This window comes from Nocardia sp. FBN12 (genome assembly GCF_054031145.1).
This window is the reverse complement of record NZ_CM132926.1, coordinates 4,927,882-4,944,454: the sequence shown is the minus strand read 5'-3', so window position 1 is coordinate 4,944,454 and position 16,573 is coordinate 4,927,882. Positions and strand designations below refer to the sequence as shown.

Genomic DNA, 16,573 nt, shown 5'->3' with positions numbered 1-16,573 from the left:
CGCGAATTCGCTGCCGCGCGAGTAGCTCAGAGCTTGCGCAGCCGCAACCTGTTGATCGTGTGGTCGGAGTCCTTGCGCAGCACCAGGGTTGCGCGCGGACGCGTCGGCAGGATGTTCTCCACCAGGTTGGGCCGGTTCGTGGAATGCCAGATATCGCGCGCGGCCGCGGTGGCCTGCTCGTCGCTGAACGCCGCGTAGTGGTGGAAGTGCGCGTCGGGGTCGGCGAAGCCGGTCTTGCGCAACGCGAGAAAGCGCTGCACATACCAGTTTTCGATATCCTCGATGCGGGCGTCGACATAGATGGAGAAGTCGAACAGGTCCGACACCATCAGTCGCGGACCGGTCTGCAGCACATTCAGTCCCTCGACGATGAGAATGTCGGGCTGACGAACACAGTGCTTCTCGTCGGGCACGATGTCGTAGGACTTGTGCGAATACACCGGCGCGCACACCTCTTCGGCGCCCGACTTCACCTCGGTGACGAACCGTAACAGCTTGCGCCGGTCGTAACTCTCGGGAAAACCCTTCCGGTGCATGATCCCGCGACGGGTGAGTTCGGCGGTGGGATAAAGGAATCCGTCGGTCGTCACGAGATCGACCCGCGGATGGTGATCCCAGCGCGCCAGCAGCGCCTGTAGCACGCGCGCGGTGGTCGACTTGCCGACCGCGACACTGCCCGCGACACCGATCACGAACGGCACCTGCTTGTCGGGATGTTTCTCCCCGAGGAAGGTGGCCGTGGCGGCGAACAATCGCTGTCGCGCCGCGACCTGCAGATGAATCAACCTGGCCAGCGGTAGGTAGACCTCGGCGACCTCCTCGAGGTCGATCTGCTCGCCGAGACCGCGCAGGCCGGTCAGTTCGTCCTCGGTCAGTACCAGCGGAGTCGACTTGCGCAGGGTGCGCCACTGGCTTCGATCGAACTCCACATAGGGGCTCGGTTCACTCATCCGTGCCACCTACCCGACCCTCCGTCCGGGCGCATCCGCACAGCTTGGCTGCCCGTCTGGTGAGATCCGGGATAACTCTGACCGCATAGCGAGATTGTGCTCCGTGCTCGCCGACCGCGCGCAACAGGGGGTTTGGCTACCGGTAGGTAACTAGCAACAATGCCGAGGTAAGGCGCGGTTTTCTGATCGACCCCGTAATGTCGCAAAGATGGGGTCACATCCACTTGTCACTGAATACCTGCGGCTCGGACTGGCTTTCGATCGGCTCGAGGAAGGGTTCGTCGACGCCTACACCGGCGATCCGCAGCTGCGTCGCGATGTCGAGAACGCGCCCGTGCCGGAGCCCGCCGAGCTGGCCCGGCGCGCTGTCGACCTGCGCGCCGCACTGCCCGATGCCGGGCTCTCGGCTCAGCGCACCGAATTCCTCGATGCCCACCTGGTGGCGATGGAGTGCTCGGCGCGCAAGTTCGCCGGCGAGGAGATCGGTTTCGTCGACGAGGTCCGCGCCTACTTCGATGTCGACATCGCGCCCGGCGACCCCGACGACTACCGCGAAGCGCACCGGCAGATGGACGAGGTGCTCGGCGGCGACGGACCGCTGGCCGAGCGTGCCGCCGCCTTCCGCCGCGGTGACGAGATCCCGCCGGACAAGCTCGCCCTCTGCGTCGAAGCGTTCTCGAGTGCGCTGCGCGAGCGGGTGCGCGACCGGTACCCGCTGCCCGATCACGAGCACGTCACCTACGAGGTCGTCGGCGACAAGCCGTGGTCCGGCTTCAACTACTACCTCGGCAATTTCGCCTCGACGGTCGCGATCAACTCCGACCTCAAACAGCACATGGGCAACCTGCCCGCGCTGATCGCGCACGAGGCCTACCCCGGCCATCACACCGAGCACTGCCGCAAGGAAGCCGGGCTGGTCGCGGCGGGCGAGGACGAGCAGACGCTGTTCCTGGTCAACACCCCGCAGTGCCTGATGGCCGAGGGCCTCGCCGACCTGGCCCTGCAGTCGATCGTCGGACCGGGCTGGGGTGTGTGGGCGCAGGAGATCTACGCCGATCTGGGGCTTCGTTTCGACGGTGAGCGGGCCGAACGCTTCTCGATCGCGTCGGCGAAACTGCTGAATGTGCGTCAGGACGCGGCGCTGCTGCTGCACGATCAGCATCGCAGCGAAGACGAGGTGGCGCTGTTTCTGCAGCGGTGGATTCTGGCGACGCCGGAGCGGGCCCGGCAGTCGTTGCGTTTTCTGTCCTCGCCGCTGTGGCGGGCCTACATCAGCACCTATGTCGAGGGTTACCGGCTACTCGGCGGCTGGCTCGACGGTGCGGCAGGCCCGCAGGATCGGGTGGAGCGGTTCGGGCGCCTGCTCGACGAACCGCTCACGCCGGGGGCGATCCGGCGGATGAGTGTGGTTACTGGATGACGACGCAGCCGCCGGGGTTGAACAGCGAGCAGAGCAAGTAGTTGATCTGCAGCAGCAGTGCCTCGATCGGGTTGGACGGTGCGATGGCCGGGGTCACGGGCAGTGCGTTCATGGCAGGTCCTTCGGTCGGGTCTAGGTGTAGATGACGCAGTTCTGGCCGCCGGACATGGTGCAGATCAGCTGCTGGATCGCCATCAGGAACGCCTCGAACGGGCCAACGGGTGCGAAGTTCATACCTGTGTCATCGGTCACCGCCGGACGGGTCGTTACGCCGAGTCCGGCTGTTCGACGGCTATCGAACCTGGTCAGACACGCTGTGACCCTGGTCTCTCCGGTGGCGGCCTCGGCGGTGTTGCGGTATCCCCGTGCTCGGCGCGTACACGGTCGGCAATAGACTCGACGGCGTGACGCAGACGACCGCTTCGGTGAATACCCAGTCTCTCGGTGAGCTCGATCCCGAGTTGGCCGCCGCGATGGCGGGCGAGCTCGCCCGCGAACGCGACACCCTCGAGATGATCGCCTCGGAGAACTTCGTGCCGCGCGCGGTCCTGCAGGCGCAGGGCTCCGTCCTCACGAACAAGTACGCCGAGGGTTACCCGGGCCGCCGCTACTACGGTGGCTGCGAGGCCGTCGACGTGGTGGAGACACTGGCTCGCGACCGTGCCAAGGAGCTGTTCGGCGCCGAATTCGCCAATGTGCAGCCGCATTCCGGCGCGCAGGCCAACGCCGCGGTGCTGATGGCGCTGATGAACCCGGGCGAGACCCTGCTCGGCCTCGACCTCGCGCACGGCGGTCACCTCACCCACGGCATGCGCCTGAACTTCTCGGGCAAGCTCTACGACGTGCACTCCTATGGTGTGTCGAAGGAAGACCACCGCATCGACATGGACGAGGTGCGCGACATCGCACTGAAGGCCAAGCCGAAGGTGATCGTCGCGGGCTGGTCGGCCTACCCGCGCCACCAGGACTTCGCGCGCTTCCGCGAGATCGCCGACGAGGTCGGTGCCTACCTGTGGGTCGACATGGCGCACTTCGCCGGCCTGGTCGCCGCCGGGCTGCACCCCTCGCCCGTGCCCTACGCCGACGTCGTCTCCTCCACCGTGCACAAGACCCTCGGCGGCCCCCGCTCCGGCCTGATCCTGGCCAAGCAGGAGTTCGCCAAGAAGCTCAACTCCGCGGTCTTCCCCGGCCAGCAGGGCGGCCCGCTCATGCACGTGATCGCCGCCAAGGCCGCCGCGTTCAAGATCGCCGCCACCGAGGAGTTCGCCGACCGTCAGGTGCGCACCCTCTCGGGTTCGCGCATCCTCGCCGAGCGTCTCACCGGCGCCGACGTGAAGGACAAGGGCATCTCGGTCCTCACCGGCGGCACCGACGTGCACCTGGTCCTGGTCGACCTGCGCAATTCCGAGATCGACGGCCAGCAGGGCGAAGACCTCCTCCACGAGGTCGGCATCACCGTCAACCGCAACGCCGTCCCGTTCGACCCGCGCCCCCCGATGGTCACCTCGGGCCTGCGCATCGGCACCGCCGCCCTGGCCACCCGCGGCTTCGGCGACACCGAATTCACCGAGGTTGCCGACATCATCGCCGCTACCCTCGCGGGCACTTCGGACACCGAAACCCTGCGCGGCCGGGTGTCCCGGCTGGCCCAGAGCGTCCCGCTCTATCAGGGTCTCGAGGACTGGCGCCTGCTCGGCTGAGGCTGTTCGGACTCGCGAATCGCCCTGGTCGACCGGCAACTCGGTCAGCCAGGGCGATTCGCCATTTCGCTAGGAGCCGCTGCCGGACAGCAGTTCTGGCAGCGTGATCAGCAGCAACTCCGCCAACGGCGAACTGCAACCCGCGGCGTTGCACCCTTCGTCGGTGGACCCGAGGACGGGGCCGTCGATCGGGGTCGCCACGCTGAGAGCAGCGGAAGCTGTTGTCGCGGTGGCGAAATGGGCAGGAGCGAGTACCGCGGCGGTGAAAGCTACGGCGGCGATGGTGCGTTTCATCTGATCCTCACTGAACGGCGGTCCCCGACCACATCGGTGTGAACGCTAACAGCGCGGAACGCGGCGGATAAGACCCCGATCATCGGGGCGCGGCGGTCCCGTCCCGGTCAGCGTGGCGCGACGACAGGGGACGTGGAGTGCGATTGTCGGAACACACAAAGTTCGCGGGAATGGTATACGGGGCTACTGAAATACGGCATGGTCAGTCCGTATGGGATATCGACGTGAGCTTGCGCGCGAGGTCGGCGGGGAGGTGCATGCGTTCGAGTTGCTGTCCGAGGCCGAGGCCAAGGAGGTGATCGAACTGTTCCGGGCCGCGCGGGCCAATGAGGTGCGGGCGCTGCGCCGGGCCATCGATGCCGCGCTCACCGCGATGCCGGGGCCGTTGCGCAAGGTTACTCGCAAGATCATCTTCGGCAGCTGATGATCGAGACCGAGCTGGAAGCTCAGACACAACTCGTGGTGCTCGCGCGCACGCTGCAGGTGCCGCCGCAGCATCTCGCGCCACTGGCTCGCCTCGGTGCCGTGCACCTTTCGGCGATGCAGCAGCAGATTCTGCGCGCGTTGCACGCCGAACACGCCGACACGTTCCGGCGGATCGCGCCGGTCGTGCCGATCTTTCCGGTCGGGCTCGGGGTCGCGCTGTTCGAGCGGGTGGTGCCGCCCGTGCTCGCGGCCAGATTTCTCGGGGCGGTCGGGGTCAAGCATCCCGTGAAGTGCGCGCAGGCGCTGTGCGCGGTCGATGCCGTCTACGCGGCCGACGGCGCACCGTTCCTCGACCCGAATGTCTTCGAGCAGCTGATGCGATACGGCAAGCCGGAGCCGATCACCCGCATCATCAACGAGCTACTGCGCAGGCGCGACTACGTGACGGCGGCGCGATTCCTCTCGGTGGTGGACGAACCGCTGATCGCGGCATTGGAACAGACCGTCCTCGACGACGCGGGCCTGGTCTTCACCGCCGCCTACGCCTATCCGGCGCACACCCTGAGCCGGATCGTCCGGCAATTGCTGGCGGGCCCGCGCCAGCGGGTGCCGGGCATGCTCCAGACGGTCCTGGCCGGACCGCCCGCCCTGCATCACGCGATGCTCGCGTTGTTCTGCAAGGTCGCCCCCGACATCGCGGGCACTCTCGGTGACATCTTCTTCGGTCGCGGGACCGTGCACGAGGTGGGCCGATTCCTGCTCACGGCCGTCAACCGCAACGCGTCGCCCGCTCTGCTCACCGTCATCGGCCGACTCGATCCCGTTGCCCTGTGGGCACTTTCGACCAACCCGCAATTCGCCGACACCGACGTGCTCGGCGCCCTGGTGCGCTCGCTGGACGGCAAGGACGAAGCCGACCCGTGGCGCGGCCTGTTCGCCCTCTCCGCTCGCCTGAGCGAACCGGCCCGCCGTCACATCGCCGCCACTCTCGCCGAACTCGACGAAACCTCGGTCGCCGCCCTCCCCGCGCACGCCACCGACGCCACCTACTGGCCCGCCCTCCTGCAACTCCTCGCCGAATCCGAACCGGCCGCCCAGTCCCGCGTCGCCACGATCTGGTCGCACCTGCCGCCCGAATCGCAAGCGGGCATCGAACGCCACATCCACGAAAACCGCTACGACACGCGCCTGAGCCGCATCACCGACGCCCTCACCACCGTCACCGCCGAAGAAGTCTTCTTCCGCCGCCGCAGGCAGATCCGCCAACGAGGAGAAGACCACTTCGCGTCCTGGTGAGCTGAGGCCTCAGAGCCGGTGTGGCCGGCGCTGCACGAGCGGGCGCAAGGTGCGCCCGACCTGGTCGATGACGCCGGGTTCGTGACCGTTGGCGATCAGGTTGACGATGACGCCGTCGATGCCGTAGTCGAGGACACGGGCTTGGATCTGTTCGGCGACCTCGTCCGGGGTGCCGACGAACTGCCGGTCGGCGACGCTGGCCCGGCGTTCGGCTTCGGTCATGGTCGACAGGTCGACGCCGAGACGGGACAGCATGTCGGACTGGGTCTTCCGGGCGCGGTCGCCGTCTTCGTCGACGATGGTCAGCGCGAGGAAGCTGGTTTCGAGGGTGGCGGGGTCGCGACCCGCTTCGGCGCAACGCTGGTGCAGTGCATCGAGTTTGCGGGGGAGTTCGGAGGCGTTGCAGATGATGTTGAGGTGATCGGCGAAGCGGGCTGCCATGCCGAAGGTCTTCTTCTCGCCGCCACCGCCGAGCAGAATCGGCAGGTCGTCGCGGATGCGAGGCTCGTTCATCGCGTTCTCGGTGTGGTACCACTTGCCGTCGAGGGTGGAGCGCTGCCCGCGCAGCATCGGCGTGATGATCTGCAACGCCTCGTCGAGCCGCTCGAATCGTTCGGTGAACGTGCCGAATTCGAACCCGTACTGCTGGTGCTCCAGCTCGAACCACCCCGCCCCGATCCCGAGCACCGCTCGACCACCACTCACCACATCGAGCGTGGTGACAGTCTTGGCGAGCAGCGCCGGGTTCCGATACGTATTGCCGGTGACCAAGGCCGACAACTGAATTCGCTCGGTCGCGGTAGCCAGACCCGAGAGCGCCGAGTAAGCCTCGAGCATCGGCTCCTCGGGCTCACCGATCAACGGCAACTGGTAGAAGTGATCCATCACGAAAGCCGCATCGAACCCCGCCCCCTCCGCCTCCCTGGCCTGCGCGATCACCGCGGGAAACAGCTCGCGCACCGAGGACGTGTTGCTGAAGTTGGGCATCTGATAACCGAGTCGAATGCTCATGTCATCGACGTTAGAGCTTGGAGTGCACTCCAAGTCAAGAGGTCGAGAATTACCAGCCGAGATTGCGCGCGCATGCAGCTATCGCATCGACGGGGCGGGCTACGAACGCCTGGCCCGCGGTGTCTGTCGTTGCGTTATGTCGAAGGGCCGATGATGCCATCCCCGACGGCATGTCGCACCCTCGCGGCGTTCGATTGCTCAGATTCGGGACCCGAGGGGTTCGTGGTTGTGGCGGTGGGCGGATTCTCGCCAGGCCGCACATCGCGACGGCGGACCGCGGGGAGCATGTACCGTTCGGGGCGTTCCGGGCCGATGCCGCCGAGTTCGATGAGTGCGAACGGAAGCTGAATCGCCAGGAGGCCGCTGACCAGCCAGGAGGCAAGCAACCACCGAAAACGTGGATAGCGGCCGGTGTCGCGGTCGATGATCACCAGGCCGAACACGGCCTTTCCGATGGTCGTGTGTGTCATCGCCTGGAGAACCACGCGGTCGATGAACGAGGCGAGCAGCGAGAAACCGATCACCGCGACCCAATTGATTTGCAGCGTAGTCCATTCCTGGTGCATCACCGCGAATTGAGTGTCCGGCGAGCTGACAAAATACATCCCGAGGCCGATCGCCACGTGGGCGACGATGTCGAGCAGGTAGGCGAGCGTTCGCCGAAGTTTGCGTGGGGAGGGGAATCGGTCGTCGTCGAGTCCACCGTGCAGAGGACCCTTCGGATGTCCCCTCGGCGGTCGCATGGTTGTGTGATCGCCGTTCTGTTCGAGGGCGAATTCGCTTGGCGCCGTGCTCGGCCGGGGCTTGGACAGCATGGCTGGCTCCGCAGTGCGCGGCGTGATCGCACTGCCGAACGGAGGGGCTACGTAGAAGAGCGATCGGTAGGCGAGTCGGGTCCGCGCGCCCCCGGGCTTCGCGATCAGGCCGGCCTTGTTCGGGTGGCCGGCGAACCAGACGATCTGATCTTCGCGCTCGAAAGTGCGAGACGTCCACTTCCGTAACACGAAGGTGGCGGTAATGGTTCCCTGATCATTGATCAGGTGAACCCATTCCTGGATTTGTGGACGATGAGTTTCGATACGCCATTCCTGCCAGCGATGCCGCGCCGCCCACCAGCGACGAATAGACGTGCGCACCATGACAATCCCGGCAATGGTGAGTGGAAAGAAGGCAAAGAAGAAGAATACCGATGCACCGTCACCGGAATCATTCTGTGCCGCAGCGTAAGTCGAATCGGACAGACCGGCCGACTGATACCAGGCGGGCACACAGGCAACCCCACAGGCTAGAACCGCCAGCGATCGCAACGTGGTCCACGTCAGCGTCCACAGGGTTCTCGGGGTGCGCCACGCTCTCGGTAGCATCACAGGTTCAAGCTCGATGTCACCTGCGGACCGAATTTCACCGATCGTGCCATATCGGAAATCATTTTGCGACAGGCAGTTCCGCGTTCAGAATCCGGCGTGGAGAATTCGATCGCGACGAGTGAATTCCCGTCCTGCGAAGGAACAACGGCTTGGAGTTGGTACACGGCGGGAGCCTGGCTTCCCGGGGACTGATTCGGTAACGCTGAGCCTACTTTCTCGGTGAACAGTACCGGGTGGGTGTCGGTTTCGACCAGTGCGGACAACCCGAGAGTGCCGTCGGCGCTTCTGGATCGAACGAGGTCCGACAACACCAGGCGTGGATTCCGTGGGCCGCCGACAGTATCGACCACTGTGACGGTCAGGCAGGAGTACAACGGATTGCCGTCGGGGAGGAGGTGAGCGCCGATCCCGCAATACCTGGTGCCGTTCACGACCAAGGATTCCACCAGTGTCGTGATCGCGGACAGAAAGGACACACGGTCGGTCCGCGCGCCCGCACCTATCGCGTGGGTGACGTCGCTGTGGGTGACTACGTCATGCAGCGGGATCGCGTTGTAGCCGTCGGGAATCGCGACGCTGATCGGCTGATCAGTCATTGCCGTACCACCCGCCGATCAGGTCGCCAGCCACGGTCATCCCGTAACCGGCCTTGGCTGCTCTCGACAGTAGTTCGACGCCGCCGACAGTTGTGCCCGCGCTGGCCGCGTGCGTGCTCGCCTGGCTGAAGTCCTGGAACATACCCGCGGTCTGAACGCCAAAGGAACCAGAGGGAATCTTCGACCCCACCCCATCCAATATCTTGGTCGCGATGCCGGGGCTCTGCGCGCCGTCGCCGAAGGCAGTCATGACCTGACTGAACTTCGACGCAGAGGAAGCGGAGTCGGTCACGGCATTCGCGGCGGCGACTGCGGTGTCAGCCTCTGCGAAGAACACTTTGGACCCTTTGATGACCCCACCTACGCCGGGCAGAACGGACAGGGTGTCGGTACCGACGGTTGTGCCCAGCGTGGTGAGAGCTTCCTTGTTGAAGTCGAGGTCCGCGACGTCGCCGAGCGCATCCCGGACCTCGGGGTTCAGCGCGTTCATTCCCAGTGCGCCGAGACCGCTGGCCAGCGCGACAGCGCCGAAGACAATGCTGACAGGCGGTGGTGTGACCAGCGCCAGCAGCCCGGTGATCGCGGATGTCGCCGCCAACGTGTCGTGGATGGCCTCCTGGTTGTCTTTGAACCAATCCGCGATCGAGTCCCAGATGCTCTTGTCCGGCTCGCTCGGCGAGAAGTTGGCGGCGGCGTCGAGTTCGGTGGCGATGGCTTTGGCCTTCGCGGTGTGGTTGGTCTGCAGGCTGGTCGCGCGGGCGATGATCGCGTCGATGGCGCTCTGGCAGTTGTTGACCGTCGTCACCGCAGAACTCAGCTTGGTTCCAGCCGCGTCGAGGCGGGCTTGTGCAGCAGCCAATTGCCCGGAGTCAGTGAAGGTTTGGTTAGCGAGGCCGAGATCCGGGTCGGCCTTGGCCTGTTGGAGTGCGGCGACGGCTCGGGAGTGGTCGGCGCGGGCGGCGGCGGCTTCGGTCTCCAAGCCTTTGGCTGCATCTTGAAAGCCGATGAGGTCCGCGTTCCAGGTGGTGATCAGGTCGGTTGCCTGCTGAAGAGCAGACTGGGCGCGACCGAGGTCTTGCGAGAGGGTCGCGTCATAATTGTCGCGAAATGCTTGGCCCGCATCGCCTTTCCAGACGTCGTCGTTGTTGTCGCGGAGGCGGTTGAGCAGGGTGTTGGTCTCGGTGACCGCGTCGGCGGCAGCTTTGACCTTGATGCCGAGGGCGGCGACTTGGGCCGCGTCGCCTGGAGCGGGGTCGAAGCCGAGGTTCGGGTACGGGTTAGCTGTCATTTTCCGGTCACCGTCGGCACGGGTGATGATGCGTCGAGTTGGTCACCGGCTGAGCCGAGGACCACGGCCATCGTGTTGTCGAGTTCCTGGTATGCGGTGCTGCATTTCGCTACACCGTCTGCGGTGACGGTAGCGGACTCGCAGATTCGTTCGATCCCGTATTCCCACCGGCGCTGGAAGTTGTCGGCGGACTCGTTGAGCGTAGTGGTGCCGATGTCGGCGTTGCCGTCCTTCGACATGGCCTTCATGGCGTCGGTGAGTACCTGTTCCGAACCGCGTAGTGATTGGACGGTTTGGTTGAGTAGGTCGATGTCGGCCTTGAAGATCCCTGCCATGTTCCCTCCCCTTCTCTGTCTGCTACTTCGTTGGTAGAGCGGCTTCGACGGTGCGGGCGGCTTCGTCGATGTGGTCGCATCCGACCCAGTCGGTGAGGGCGTAGATGCTGGATACTCGTACTTCGACTGTTGCGTCGGGGCCCGGCATCGCGATGTAACAGGATTCGGCCGCGCGGGTCCTGTGGAACAGGGCTTCTGCGCTGTTCACACTGGTCGGTCGAGCATCTTCGTAGTTGCGGGCACGCATTTCGTCGAGCGTCACGTTTGTTGATGAGATGCCCAACGTGCCGACCTCCAATTGCTGGCCGCGAACGTTGTCCAAGCGCCGGAACTCACAACCGATGAACGCGTAGTCGTCGAAGACGAAATCGACTCGTTTCCTGGTCGATGGGGCGAAGCCCAACGAGGTGGGGACGGCGTCATCGATTCGGGCGCAGGGGTCGTACTCGACTGATTGACGTTTACTCGGTGGTTGTGTGGGCGCGGGTGCTACCGGTGCGGCTATCGCAACGCTCGGGGCGGTGTTCGTGGAAGCCGGAGCTTGTTCTGGCGTCGTTGTCGATGAGCACGCGGTGAGTGCTAGCGCGCCGGCAATGAGCGTCGTGACCAGTCCTCGCATCCGCTATGCCTGCCCGCCGACTTCGCGTTCCAAAGCCGCGATACGTCGTCTGCTGAGGTCGTCGGCCTCTGTTACCTTGTTCGCGGCGCAGAGAAGACCCTCTTGCATCTGCATCGCTGCGTCGATCAATTGCACAAGCACGTTTATGCCGTCGGTCGCCTTTGTCGCGAACCCTTGCTGCAACTGTTGTGCTGATGGAAATCCGCCGAAACCGCTGACATTCTGGGCATTGTCGAAGTCATCGCGGAGCGCGTACAGGTCTTGAATCATCCTGTCGTACAACGAAACAGCTGACATCGCAGCAGCCTCATCGAAAGCGAACTCGCCGGCCCGCGCGGATTGGGTGAACGCGGAGATCTGGGCTTGGCCATAGTTGATGTCGATGGTCATCAGTCGTCCTGTCGTTTCGGCGTGGTGTGGAAGTAGCCGCGTTTGCTGATCTCGCGGGCAACGATCGCGGGGGAGGCGGGGGTGACGGTGGTGTCGTTGTCGTTGACCTCGATGAGGTAGCGGCCGCTGGCGAATTGGCCTGGGGGGATGTCGATCCAGCTCAGGTATTGGGTGGGGCGGTGGGAGCCGGGGGTGCGGTTGATGACGAAATAGCCTTCGGCGCTGCGGCGCAGGTGCATCAGTCTGCGGATGCGTTCGTCGGCGGGGAGGCGGCCGGCGGCGTCTCGGGTCCAGCTGGAGGCTTGTTCCTCGCCGCGCACGCGGGGTGTGTAGGCGACCATCGGGCCCGCTGCGCCGGGTTCGGCGGTGGGCAGGATCGCGGTGAGGTGCGTGGGCACAGTTGCTCGGGAGACCAGGGCGAGGCGGACGGGGCCATTGCGTTCGGTGGGCGAGAGGCGTTGGGCAACAATGACACCAAGGCCATCGAGGGCGGCGCCGTGGCAGCGGATTTCGCTGTCGTCGACCGTGCCGACGGCGGCTACCCGCGTGTCGGCGTTGGCCAGGATGGCGAATACCGCGGAGAGGCCGCGGTCTCCACCTCGGGGGAACCGTTCGCGCAGGATTGTTCGTAGTCGATCGGCTTCCGGTTCGGTGGTCGGTGTGGTGCGGACCGCGATCGGGTCGGGGTGGTCGTATTCGTCGAAACGAGTCTCTTGGCGCCACACCCAGGTGAATTCGTCACCGGTCAGGGTCCAGGTCGGGGGATGCGTCATCGACTGGTGCGCTCGCTTTCTGCGGCGGGCGCTGGGGTTTGTGGCGGTTCCTGCGTGCCGTGTTCGGCGAGCAAGGCTGCGATTTCGGGTGGCAGTGTCGGTGTGGTCAGCTCGATCGCTGACCGGGCGGACGCGGATGCTGTTGTGGTGTCCACTGTTTCGGCCTCGACCGGACGGCCAGTTGGACGGTTGGCAACCGATGCCGTTGTGGTAGAGGGTGATTCGAAATGTGTGTCGAGAATGGACGGCACCGGTGCCGGGATGGTCCGAGATGGGTCGGTGTGGCCTGCCGAGTCCGGCGCACCGACCGAATCGTCGCCCAGGTCGCCTGCCGGATATTCGCCGATCGCGCCTGTAAGCGCGGGAGTGGTCACCAGTAACTCGGGCTGAATGCCGCGCAGGTAGTCCGGGGACCGATGCTCGTCGTCACCCTCGGACTTGCGGCCCGCCCCAGCGCCGGCGCCGGGCATCATGCCCATGCCTGTTCCGGCACCGACACGCGGTCCAGCAGCGCTTCCCGATGCGAGTGTGCCACCGGCACTGGGCGATTGGAGTACGCCTGGCATCGCCTGACCTGGGCTCGGGGAACCGAGACCACCGGGCGAACCTGTGTTGCCGAGCGGTGATCCCGCTGATCCGCCACTGAGCGGCGAACCGGTACCGGTCGGCGTGAGGCCTGCCGGGGCGGTCGATGCCGGAGTCGTGCCCGCCGGAGAGGTGCTGCCGGGATCGGTCGGCGATGCTGTGCTGCTTGGGCTGTCCGAGGACGCCGACTCGTCGGTCGGGCTGGTCGACGACGGCGTAGTCGGTTCTTCTGTCGTCGGTGATTGCGGCTGTGTCGGCGTTTCGGCGGTCGGACTTCCTGCGGTGGGGGAACCCGCGTTCGGCGACCCGGTGGACGGCGAGCCACCACCGGAACTGGTCGGATCGCCACCCGAATTCGCTCCGGCGGGAACCACCGAGTAGGACGGCACACCAAAAAAAAAAAAAAAAAAAAAAAAAAAAAAAAAAAAAAAAAAAAAAAAAAAAAAAAAAAAAAAAAAAAAAAAAAAAAAAAAAAAAAAAAAAAAAAAAAAAAAAAAAAAAAAAAAAAAAAAAAAAAAAAAAAAAAAAAAAAAAAAAAAAAAAAAAAAAAAAAAAAAAAAAAAAAAAAAAAAAAAAAAAAAAAAAAAAAAAAAAAAAAAAAAAAAAAAAAAAAAAAAAAAAAAAAAAAAAAAAAAAAAAAAAAAAAAAAAAAAAAAAAAAAAAAAAAAAAAAAAAAAAAAAAAAAAAAAAAAAAAAAAAAAAAAAAAAAAAAAAAAAAAAAAAAAAAAAAAAAAAAAAAAAAAAAAAAAAAAAAAAAAAAAAAAAAAAAAAAAAAAAAAAAAAAAAAAAAAAAAAAAAAAAAAAAAAAAAAAAAAAAAAAAAAAAAAAAAAAAAAAAAAAAAAAAAAAAAAAAAAAAAAAAAAAAAAAAAAAAAAAAAAAAAAAAAAAAAAAGGAGCCCGTCGGTGGGATCGTCGGGGTATAGATGCGGTTCATCGTCGCCTGCGCGTCCAGCTCCGCTTGGCGCTGGGCTTGCCGGTCGATCGTCGCGGTCGCGGGGTTGATCAGGCCGGGGATGAGCGAGGTGTGGGTGTCGTCGGGGTTGAGTACGGTCAGCTGGGCGGTCGGCGGAGGTACTGCCGCGCGGACCGCCTCCGCGGCGGGGCCAACGATGTCGAGCCGGTTCTTCATGGCCTCGCACACCTGCGCCATCTGCAGAACCGAATTGTTGAGCGCGCTGATCCCCGCCCGCACGGCATCACCGCTGGCACCGGCCCACTCGCCGAATCCCAGCAGGGCGTTGGCGCTGGTCTGGTGGGTGGTCGCGATCCTGGTGAGTTCGGTTTCGACGGTCTTCCAGGTGTCGCGCAGGGTGGTGATGGTGGCGATGTTCATGCCACCTGTGCCACTCGTGCCGTGCACGCCGTCGTAGATCGCCTGGTGGCTGTAGCCGCTGAAGTCGTCGAGGGTCTTCACATAGTCCGGGTCGGTACCCGCGAGCTTGTCGCGCAACGCCTGATCGACGGCCTGGGTGCGCGAAACAGCATCGGCGACAGCCGGATTCGAACTCAATACCCGGATCAGCGCAGCCGGATCGAGGTTGTTGAACGGAAACAGCGGGTTGGCAATCGGCTCGGTCATCGTGGTCCCTCCCCAGGAATATGCTGCCCTCAGCCGTCGGCGAGCTCGATCAACTCAGCCATCGCGCGTTCCCGACGAAAGGCCACCTGTAGATGGCCTGATCCGGACTGCGCACATAATGCCATCTATAGATGGTCGACGCGAGAGCGCTGCCTCGGAAACCTCATTGAGATGTCCGAATCCGCCGTTGAGAAGCAGCTCATGGCGATTTTGGGACAGCACCTGGCCGCCCTGCGCGAGTCCAGAGGCCTCACTCAGGAGGCAGTGGCGAACGCTGCGGGCATCAGCCGCAACTACTACCAACTGCTCGAAAACGGGTGGGGTGTCCGTAAGACGAAGGCGCCTGCGAACCCGAGGCTGTCAACATTGATCGGGCTGAGCGAAGCGCTCGACACGACGGTGCCCGATCTCGTCGACGTGATGTTCGGTCGAAGCGCGAGCTGACGACGAGTGCGTCACCCCACATGGGTGCAGTTCTTGGCTGCGGTGAGCAGACAGAGTATGCGGCAGGTGCCGATTCAGGCAGGTTGGTCGGGTTCGGGATTGGGCGGGCCGACCAGTTCGACGCCGTGGATTCGGGCCGCTTCTTTCATACCGTCATCCAGCGTCATCAGTGGAAACTCGCGGCGCTTGGCTATCGCGATGTACCAAGCGTCGGCGTAGGTGGCGTTGTCGAGGATCCTGATGGCCTCGACCGCGTCGACTGGCTCGCGGACGCGGTCGACCGGATGGGCGCTGAATGCGGTGATCAGGGCTTCGGCTTGACCGGGTTCGAGATCTCCGCGCCGCTCGAGTCGGATCAGCGCCGATCCGACCTCGAAATCGACATTTGGTGCTGATACGCACCCCGCGATCGCGATGCGGTCGCTGTAACCGGATGGGAGGGTTCCTCGCAATAGGTCCACCCAGATGGTGGCGTCTACAACGATCACTCGCTGCCCCGGTCGTAGCCATCCCGGATTTCGCGGACGACGTCGGCACTCGACACGGTGGAGCGGACGGGGATCCCGAGCTTCTGCTGTGTCTGCTTCAGATCGGCATTCCATTGAGCGATGGCACGGCGCTGCAGCTCCCGCTGGACATCCGCCGCCATGAGATCCCGAAGATAGGCCGACACCGACTTGTGCTCAGCGTTGGCCTTTTCGGCGATGATGGCAGCGACATCATCGGGAACGTCGCGAACCTGGACAGTTGCCATGGGGGCCTCCCGTCGACCTAGGGTGCATGCACAGGTTAGCATGCAGGTGAGGTCACTGATAGCTGACGCGGAGGGCCTGCGGTGGATCTACAGCACGAGGTCGGTCAGCTGGTCCCAATCGACGTTGATTCGGATGGGTAGTTCGACGGCGAACGCGGTGCCGGGCTTCAGGATTCGAGCGAGGCGGTAGTGGCCTACGCCGTGGTCGAGGGCGTAGGTCTCGATGGAGCTGACGCGGGTGTCGGTGATGCTCACCAGCCAGTACCAGGGGATGCCTGCGGCTGCGTATTCGCTCATCTTCGTGAGTCGGTCGGTCTTTACGTGGCTCGGTGAGATGACCTCGGCGGCGATTTTCAGATGGCGGGCGGGCATCGGTCGAATCTCGGACGGTACGCACTCGAACAGGGCGATGTCGGGGCGACGGATCGTGGCGCGGGGCAGTTCCCAGAGCACCACATCGATGTCGTGGCCGGCATCGAGGCGAGTCGATGGATCGTCGACCATCTGCCGTTTGGCCGCTGCCTCGAACATGGTGAGCAGTCGATGGACGGCCTTCTGATGCACCGGAGCCGGTGATACGCAGCGCACGGCGTCACCGTTGGCGATCTCCACCAAGCGGCAGAACTCTTCGGTGAGTTCGCGCCAGATGTCGAGCGTGATGGGCTCGGGCTGGATGTTGTCCGGCCGCGCCCAGTCGAAGATCGCTGACATGGTGCGGAGCCTATCGAGTCGCGTCAGTCGGTCGG

Annotated in this window: 21 protein-coding genes; 6 read left to right on the top strand and 15 right to left on the bottom strand. The window is 63.2% G+C overall.

From position 1 onward, the window contains the following. Positions 1 to 26: 26 nt before the first annotated feature. Complete coding sequence (coaA, locus tag ACWZHB_RS23460; RefSeq protein WP_266293057.1) at positions 27 to 959, bottom strand: type I pantothenate kinase; 933 nt, start codon at positions 957 to 959, stop codon at positions 27 to 29. A 199-nt stretch (positions 960 to 1,158) separates the two neighbouring features. Here coaA and ACWZHB_RS23455 point away from each other — a divergent pair, with 199 nt between their 5' ends. Then, entirely contained in the window at positions 1,159 to 2,370 is a 1,212-nt protein-coding gene (locus ACWZHB_RS23455) for a DUF885 domain-containing protein (RefSeq protein WP_427903983.1), read from the top strand. On the opposite strand, the gene ACWZHB_RS23450 is transcribed toward ACWZHB_RS23455, so the two are convergent. Next, the gene (locus ACWZHB_RS23450) at positions 2,360 to 2,482 is read right to left on the bottom strand and encodes a hypothetical protein (RefSeq protein WP_427903982.1); all 123 of its coding nucleotides are present in this window, start codon (positions 2,480 to 2,482) and stop codon (positions 2,360 to 2,362) included. The two genes, ACWZHB_RS23455 and ACWZHB_RS23450, sit on opposite strands and share 11 nt — an antisense overlap. 292 nt (positions 2,483 to 2,774) lie before the next feature. Between ACWZHB_RS23450 and glyA the strand changes: the two genes are divergently transcribed. Next, positions 2,775 to 4,070, top strand: a complete 1,296-nt coding sequence (glyA, locus tag ACWZHB_RS23445) for a serine hydroxymethyltransferase (protein WP_427903981.1) — start codon at positions 2,775 to 2,777, stop codon at positions 4,068 to 4,070. 69 nt (positions 4,071 to 4,139) lie between these two features. On the opposite strand, the gene ACWZHB_RS23440 is transcribed toward glyA, so the two are convergent. Then, entirely contained in the window at positions 4,140 to 4,364 is a 225-nt protein-coding gene (locus ACWZHB_RS23440; RefSeq protein ID WP_427903980.1) for a hypothetical protein, read from the bottom strand. Positions 4,365 to 4,575: 211 nt separating this feature from the next. Here ACWZHB_RS23440 and ACWZHB_RS23435 point away from each other — a divergent pair, with 211 nt between their 5' ends. Together ACWZHB_RS23435 and ACWZHB_RS23430 are read left to right on the top strand one after the other, a co-directional pair. After that, positions 4,576 to 4,788: a hypothetical protein gene (locus ACWZHB_RS23435; protein ID WP_266293049.1), complete on the top strand. Its 213-nt coding sequence runs from the start codon at positions 4,576 to 4,578 to the stop codon at positions 4,786 to 4,788. Then, the gene (locus ACWZHB_RS23430) at positions 4,788 to 6,086 is read left to right on the top strand and encodes a hypothetical protein (protein ID WP_427903979.1); all 1,299 of its coding nucleotides are present in this window, start codon (positions 4,788 to 4,790) and stop codon (positions 6,084 to 6,086) included. The genes ACWZHB_RS23435 and ACWZHB_RS23430 overlap by 1 nt, the downstream gene beginning before the upstream one ends. A gap of 9 nt (positions 6,087 to 6,095) precedes the next feature. Here the strand turns inward: ACWZHB_RS23430 and ACWZHB_RS23425 are convergent, their stop codons facing one another. From ACWZHB_RS23425 to ACWZHB_RS23385, 9 genes are all read right to left on the bottom strand, one after another. Beyond that, positions 6,096 to 7,097: an LLM class F420-dependent oxidoreductase gene (locus ACWZHB_RS23425; protein WP_427903978.1), complete on the bottom strand. Its 1,002-nt coding sequence runs from the start codon at positions 7,095 to 7,097 to the stop codon at positions 6,096 to 6,098. A 134-nt stretch (positions 7,098 to 7,231) separates the two neighbouring features. Further along, complete coding sequence (locus ACWZHB_RS23420) at positions 7,232 to 8,365, bottom strand: RDD family protein (RefSeq protein WP_427903977.1); 1,134 nt, start codon at positions 8,363 to 8,365, stop codon at positions 7,232 to 7,234. A gap of 95 nt (positions 8,366 to 8,460) precedes the next feature. Next, positions 8,461 to 9,060 carry a hypothetical protein gene (locus tag ACWZHB_RS23415; protein WP_427903976.1) on the bottom strand — a complete coding sequence of 200 codons (600 nt, stop codon included), beginning with the start codon at positions 9,058 to 9,060 and terminating at the stop codon, positions 8,461 to 8,463. Next, complete coding sequence (locus ACWZHB_RS23410; protein ID WP_427903975.1) at positions 9,053 to 10,348, bottom strand: hypothetical protein; 1,296 nt, start codon at positions 10,346 to 10,348, stop codon at positions 9,053 to 9,055. Before ACWZHB_RS23410 ends, ACWZHB_RS23415 begins: the two co-directional genes overlap by 8 nt. Beyond that, positions 10,345 to 10,683: a hypothetical protein gene (locus ACWZHB_RS23405; RefSeq protein ID WP_427903974.1), complete on the bottom strand. Its 339-nt coding sequence runs from the start codon at positions 10,681 to 10,683 to the stop codon at positions 10,345 to 10,347. The genes ACWZHB_RS23410 and ACWZHB_RS23405 overlap by 4 nt, the downstream gene beginning before the upstream one ends. Before the next feature lie 22 nt (positions 10,684 to 10,705). Continuing rightward, complete coding sequence (locus ACWZHB_RS23400) at positions 10,706 to 11,302, bottom strand: DUF3558 family protein (protein WP_427903973.1); 597 nt, start codon at positions 11,300 to 11,302, stop codon at positions 10,706 to 10,708. Positions 11,303 to 11,305: 3 nt separating this feature from the next. Further along, on the bottom strand, positions 11,306 to 11,692 hold the full coding sequence (locus tag ACWZHB_RS23395) for a hypothetical protein (RefSeq protein ID WP_427903972.1): 387 nt from the start codon (positions 11,690 to 11,692) through the stop codon (positions 11,306 to 11,308). After that, entirely contained in the window at positions 11,692 to 12,465 is a 774-nt protein-coding gene (locus ACWZHB_RS23390; protein WP_427903971.1) for an ESX secretion-associated protein EspG, read from the bottom strand. The genes ACWZHB_RS23395 and ACWZHB_RS23390 overlap by 1 nt, the downstream gene beginning before the upstream one ends. Further along, positions 12,462 to 12,944, bottom strand: a complete 483-nt coding sequence (locus tag ACWZHB_RS23385) for a hypothetical protein (RefSeq protein ID WP_427903970.1) — start codon at positions 12,942 to 12,944, stop codon at positions 12,462 to 12,464. The genes ACWZHB_RS23390 and ACWZHB_RS23385 overlap by 4 nt, the downstream gene beginning before the upstream one ends. A 348-nt stretch (positions 12,945 to 13,292) precedes the next feature. Between ACWZHB_RS23385 and ACWZHB_RS23380 the strand changes: the two genes are divergently transcribed. Together ACWZHB_RS23380 and ACWZHB_RS23375 are read left to right on the top strand one after the other, a co-directional pair. Next, on the top strand, positions 13,293 to 13,973 hold the full coding sequence (locus tag ACWZHB_RS23380) for a hypothetical protein (RefSeq protein WP_427903969.1): 681 nt from the start codon (positions 13,293 to 13,295) through the stop codon (positions 13,971 to 13,973). Positions 13,974 to 14,800: 827 nt separating this feature from the next. Continuing rightward, complete coding sequence (locus tag ACWZHB_RS23375; RefSeq protein ID WP_427909274.1) at positions 14,801 to 15,073, top strand: helix-turn-helix domain-containing protein; 273 nt, start codon at positions 14,801 to 14,803, stop codon at positions 15,071 to 15,073. Positions 15,074 to 15,147: 74 nt separating this feature from the next. Here ACWZHB_RS23375 and ACWZHB_RS23370 read toward each other — a convergent pair whose 3' ends face one another. The 3 genes from ACWZHB_RS23370 to ACWZHB_RS23360 form a co-directional block, all read right to left on the bottom strand. Then, entirely contained in the window at positions 15,148 to 15,675 is a 528-nt protein-coding gene (locus ACWZHB_RS23370) for a type II toxin-antitoxin system VapC family toxin (protein WP_427903968.1), read from the bottom strand. Then, on the bottom strand, positions 15,558 to 15,827 hold the full coding sequence (locus ACWZHB_RS23365) for a hypothetical protein (protein ID WP_427903967.1): 270 nt from the start codon (positions 15,825 to 15,827) through the stop codon (positions 15,558 to 15,560). Before ACWZHB_RS23365 ends, ACWZHB_RS23370 begins: the two co-directional genes overlap by 118 nt. Before the next feature lie 87 nt (positions 15,828 to 15,914). Further along, the gene (locus ACWZHB_RS23360; protein WP_427903966.1) at positions 15,915 to 16,538 is read right to left on the bottom strand and encodes a Uma2 family endonuclease; all 624 of its coding nucleotides are present in this window, start codon (positions 16,536 to 16,538) and stop codon (positions 15,915 to 15,917) included. Positions 16,539 to 16,573: the final 35 nt, after the last annotated feature.

Excerpts from the sequence above, each read along its gene's own strand:
- ACWZHB_RS23425 (WP_427903978.1), bottom strand. The coding sequence starts at position 7,097 with ATGAGCATTCGACTCGGTTATCAGATGCCCAACTTCAGCAACACGTCC.
- ACWZHB_RS23430 (WP_427903979.1), top strand. The coding sequence starts at position 4,788 with ATGATCGAGACCGAGCTGGAAGCTCAGACACAACTCGTGGTGCTCGCG.
- ACWZHB_RS23390 (WP_427903971.1), bottom strand. The coding sequence starts at position 12,465 with ATGACGCATCCCCCGACCTGGACCCTGACCGGTGACGAATTCACCTGG.
- ACWZHB_RS23400 (WP_427903973.1), bottom strand. The coding sequence starts at position 11,302 with ATGCGAGGACTGGTCACGACGCTCATTGCCGGCGCGCTAGCACTCACC.
- ACWZHB_RS23450 (WP_427903982.1), bottom strand. The coding sequence starts at position 2,482 with ATGAACGCACTGCCCGTGACCCCGGCCATCGCACCGTCCAACCCGATC.
- ACWZHB_RS23415 (WP_427903976.1), bottom strand. The coding sequence starts at position 9,060 with ATGACTGATCAGCCGATCAGCGTCGCGATTCCCGACGGCTACAACGCG.
- ACWZHB_RS23395 (WP_427903972.1), bottom strand. The coding sequence starts at position 11,692 with ATGACCATCGACATCAACTATGGCCAAGCCCAGATCTCCGCGTTCACC.
- ACWZHB_RS23375 (WP_427909274.1), top strand. The coding sequence starts at position 14,801 with ATGTCCGAATCCGCCGTTGAGAAGCAGCTCATGGCGATTTTGGGACAG.
- ACWZHB_RS23365 (WP_427903967.1), bottom strand. The coding sequence starts at position 15,827 with ATGGCAACTGTCCAGGTTCGCGACGTTCCCGATGATGTCGCTGCCATC.
- ACWZHB_RS23410 (WP_427903975.1), bottom strand. The coding sequence starts at position 10,348 with ATGACAGCTAACCCGTACCCGAACCTCGGCTTCGACCCCGCTCCAGGC.
- ACWZHB_RS23455 (WP_427903983.1), top strand. The coding sequence starts at position 1,159 with ATGGGGTCACATCCACTTGTCACTGAATACCTGCGGCTCGGACTGGCT.
- ACWZHB_RS23440 (WP_427903980.1), bottom strand. The coding sequence starts at position 4,364 with ATGAAACGCACCATCGCCGCCGTAGCTTTCACCGCCGCGGTACTCGCT.
- ACWZHB_RS23370 (WP_427903968.1), bottom strand. The coding sequence starts at position 15,675 with ATGGAATGCCGATCTGAAGCAGACACAGCAGAAGCTCGGGATCCCCGT.
- ACWZHB_RS23385 (WP_427903970.1), bottom strand. The coding sequence starts at position 12,944 with ATGGGCATGATGCCCGGCGCCGGCGCTGGGGCGGGCCGCAAGTCCGAG.
- ACWZHB_RS23360 (WP_427903966.1), bottom strand. The coding sequence starts at position 16,538 with ATGTCAGCGATCTTCGACTGGGCGCGGCCGGACAACATCCAGCCCGAG.
- ACWZHB_RS23435 (WP_266293049.1), top strand. The coding sequence starts at position 4,576 with ATGGGATATCGACGTGAGCTTGCGCGCGAGGTCGGCGGGGAGGTGCAT.
- ACWZHB_RS23405 (WP_427903974.1), bottom strand. The coding sequence starts at position 10,683 with ATGGCAGGGATCTTCAAGGCCGACATCGACCTACTCAACCAAACCGTC.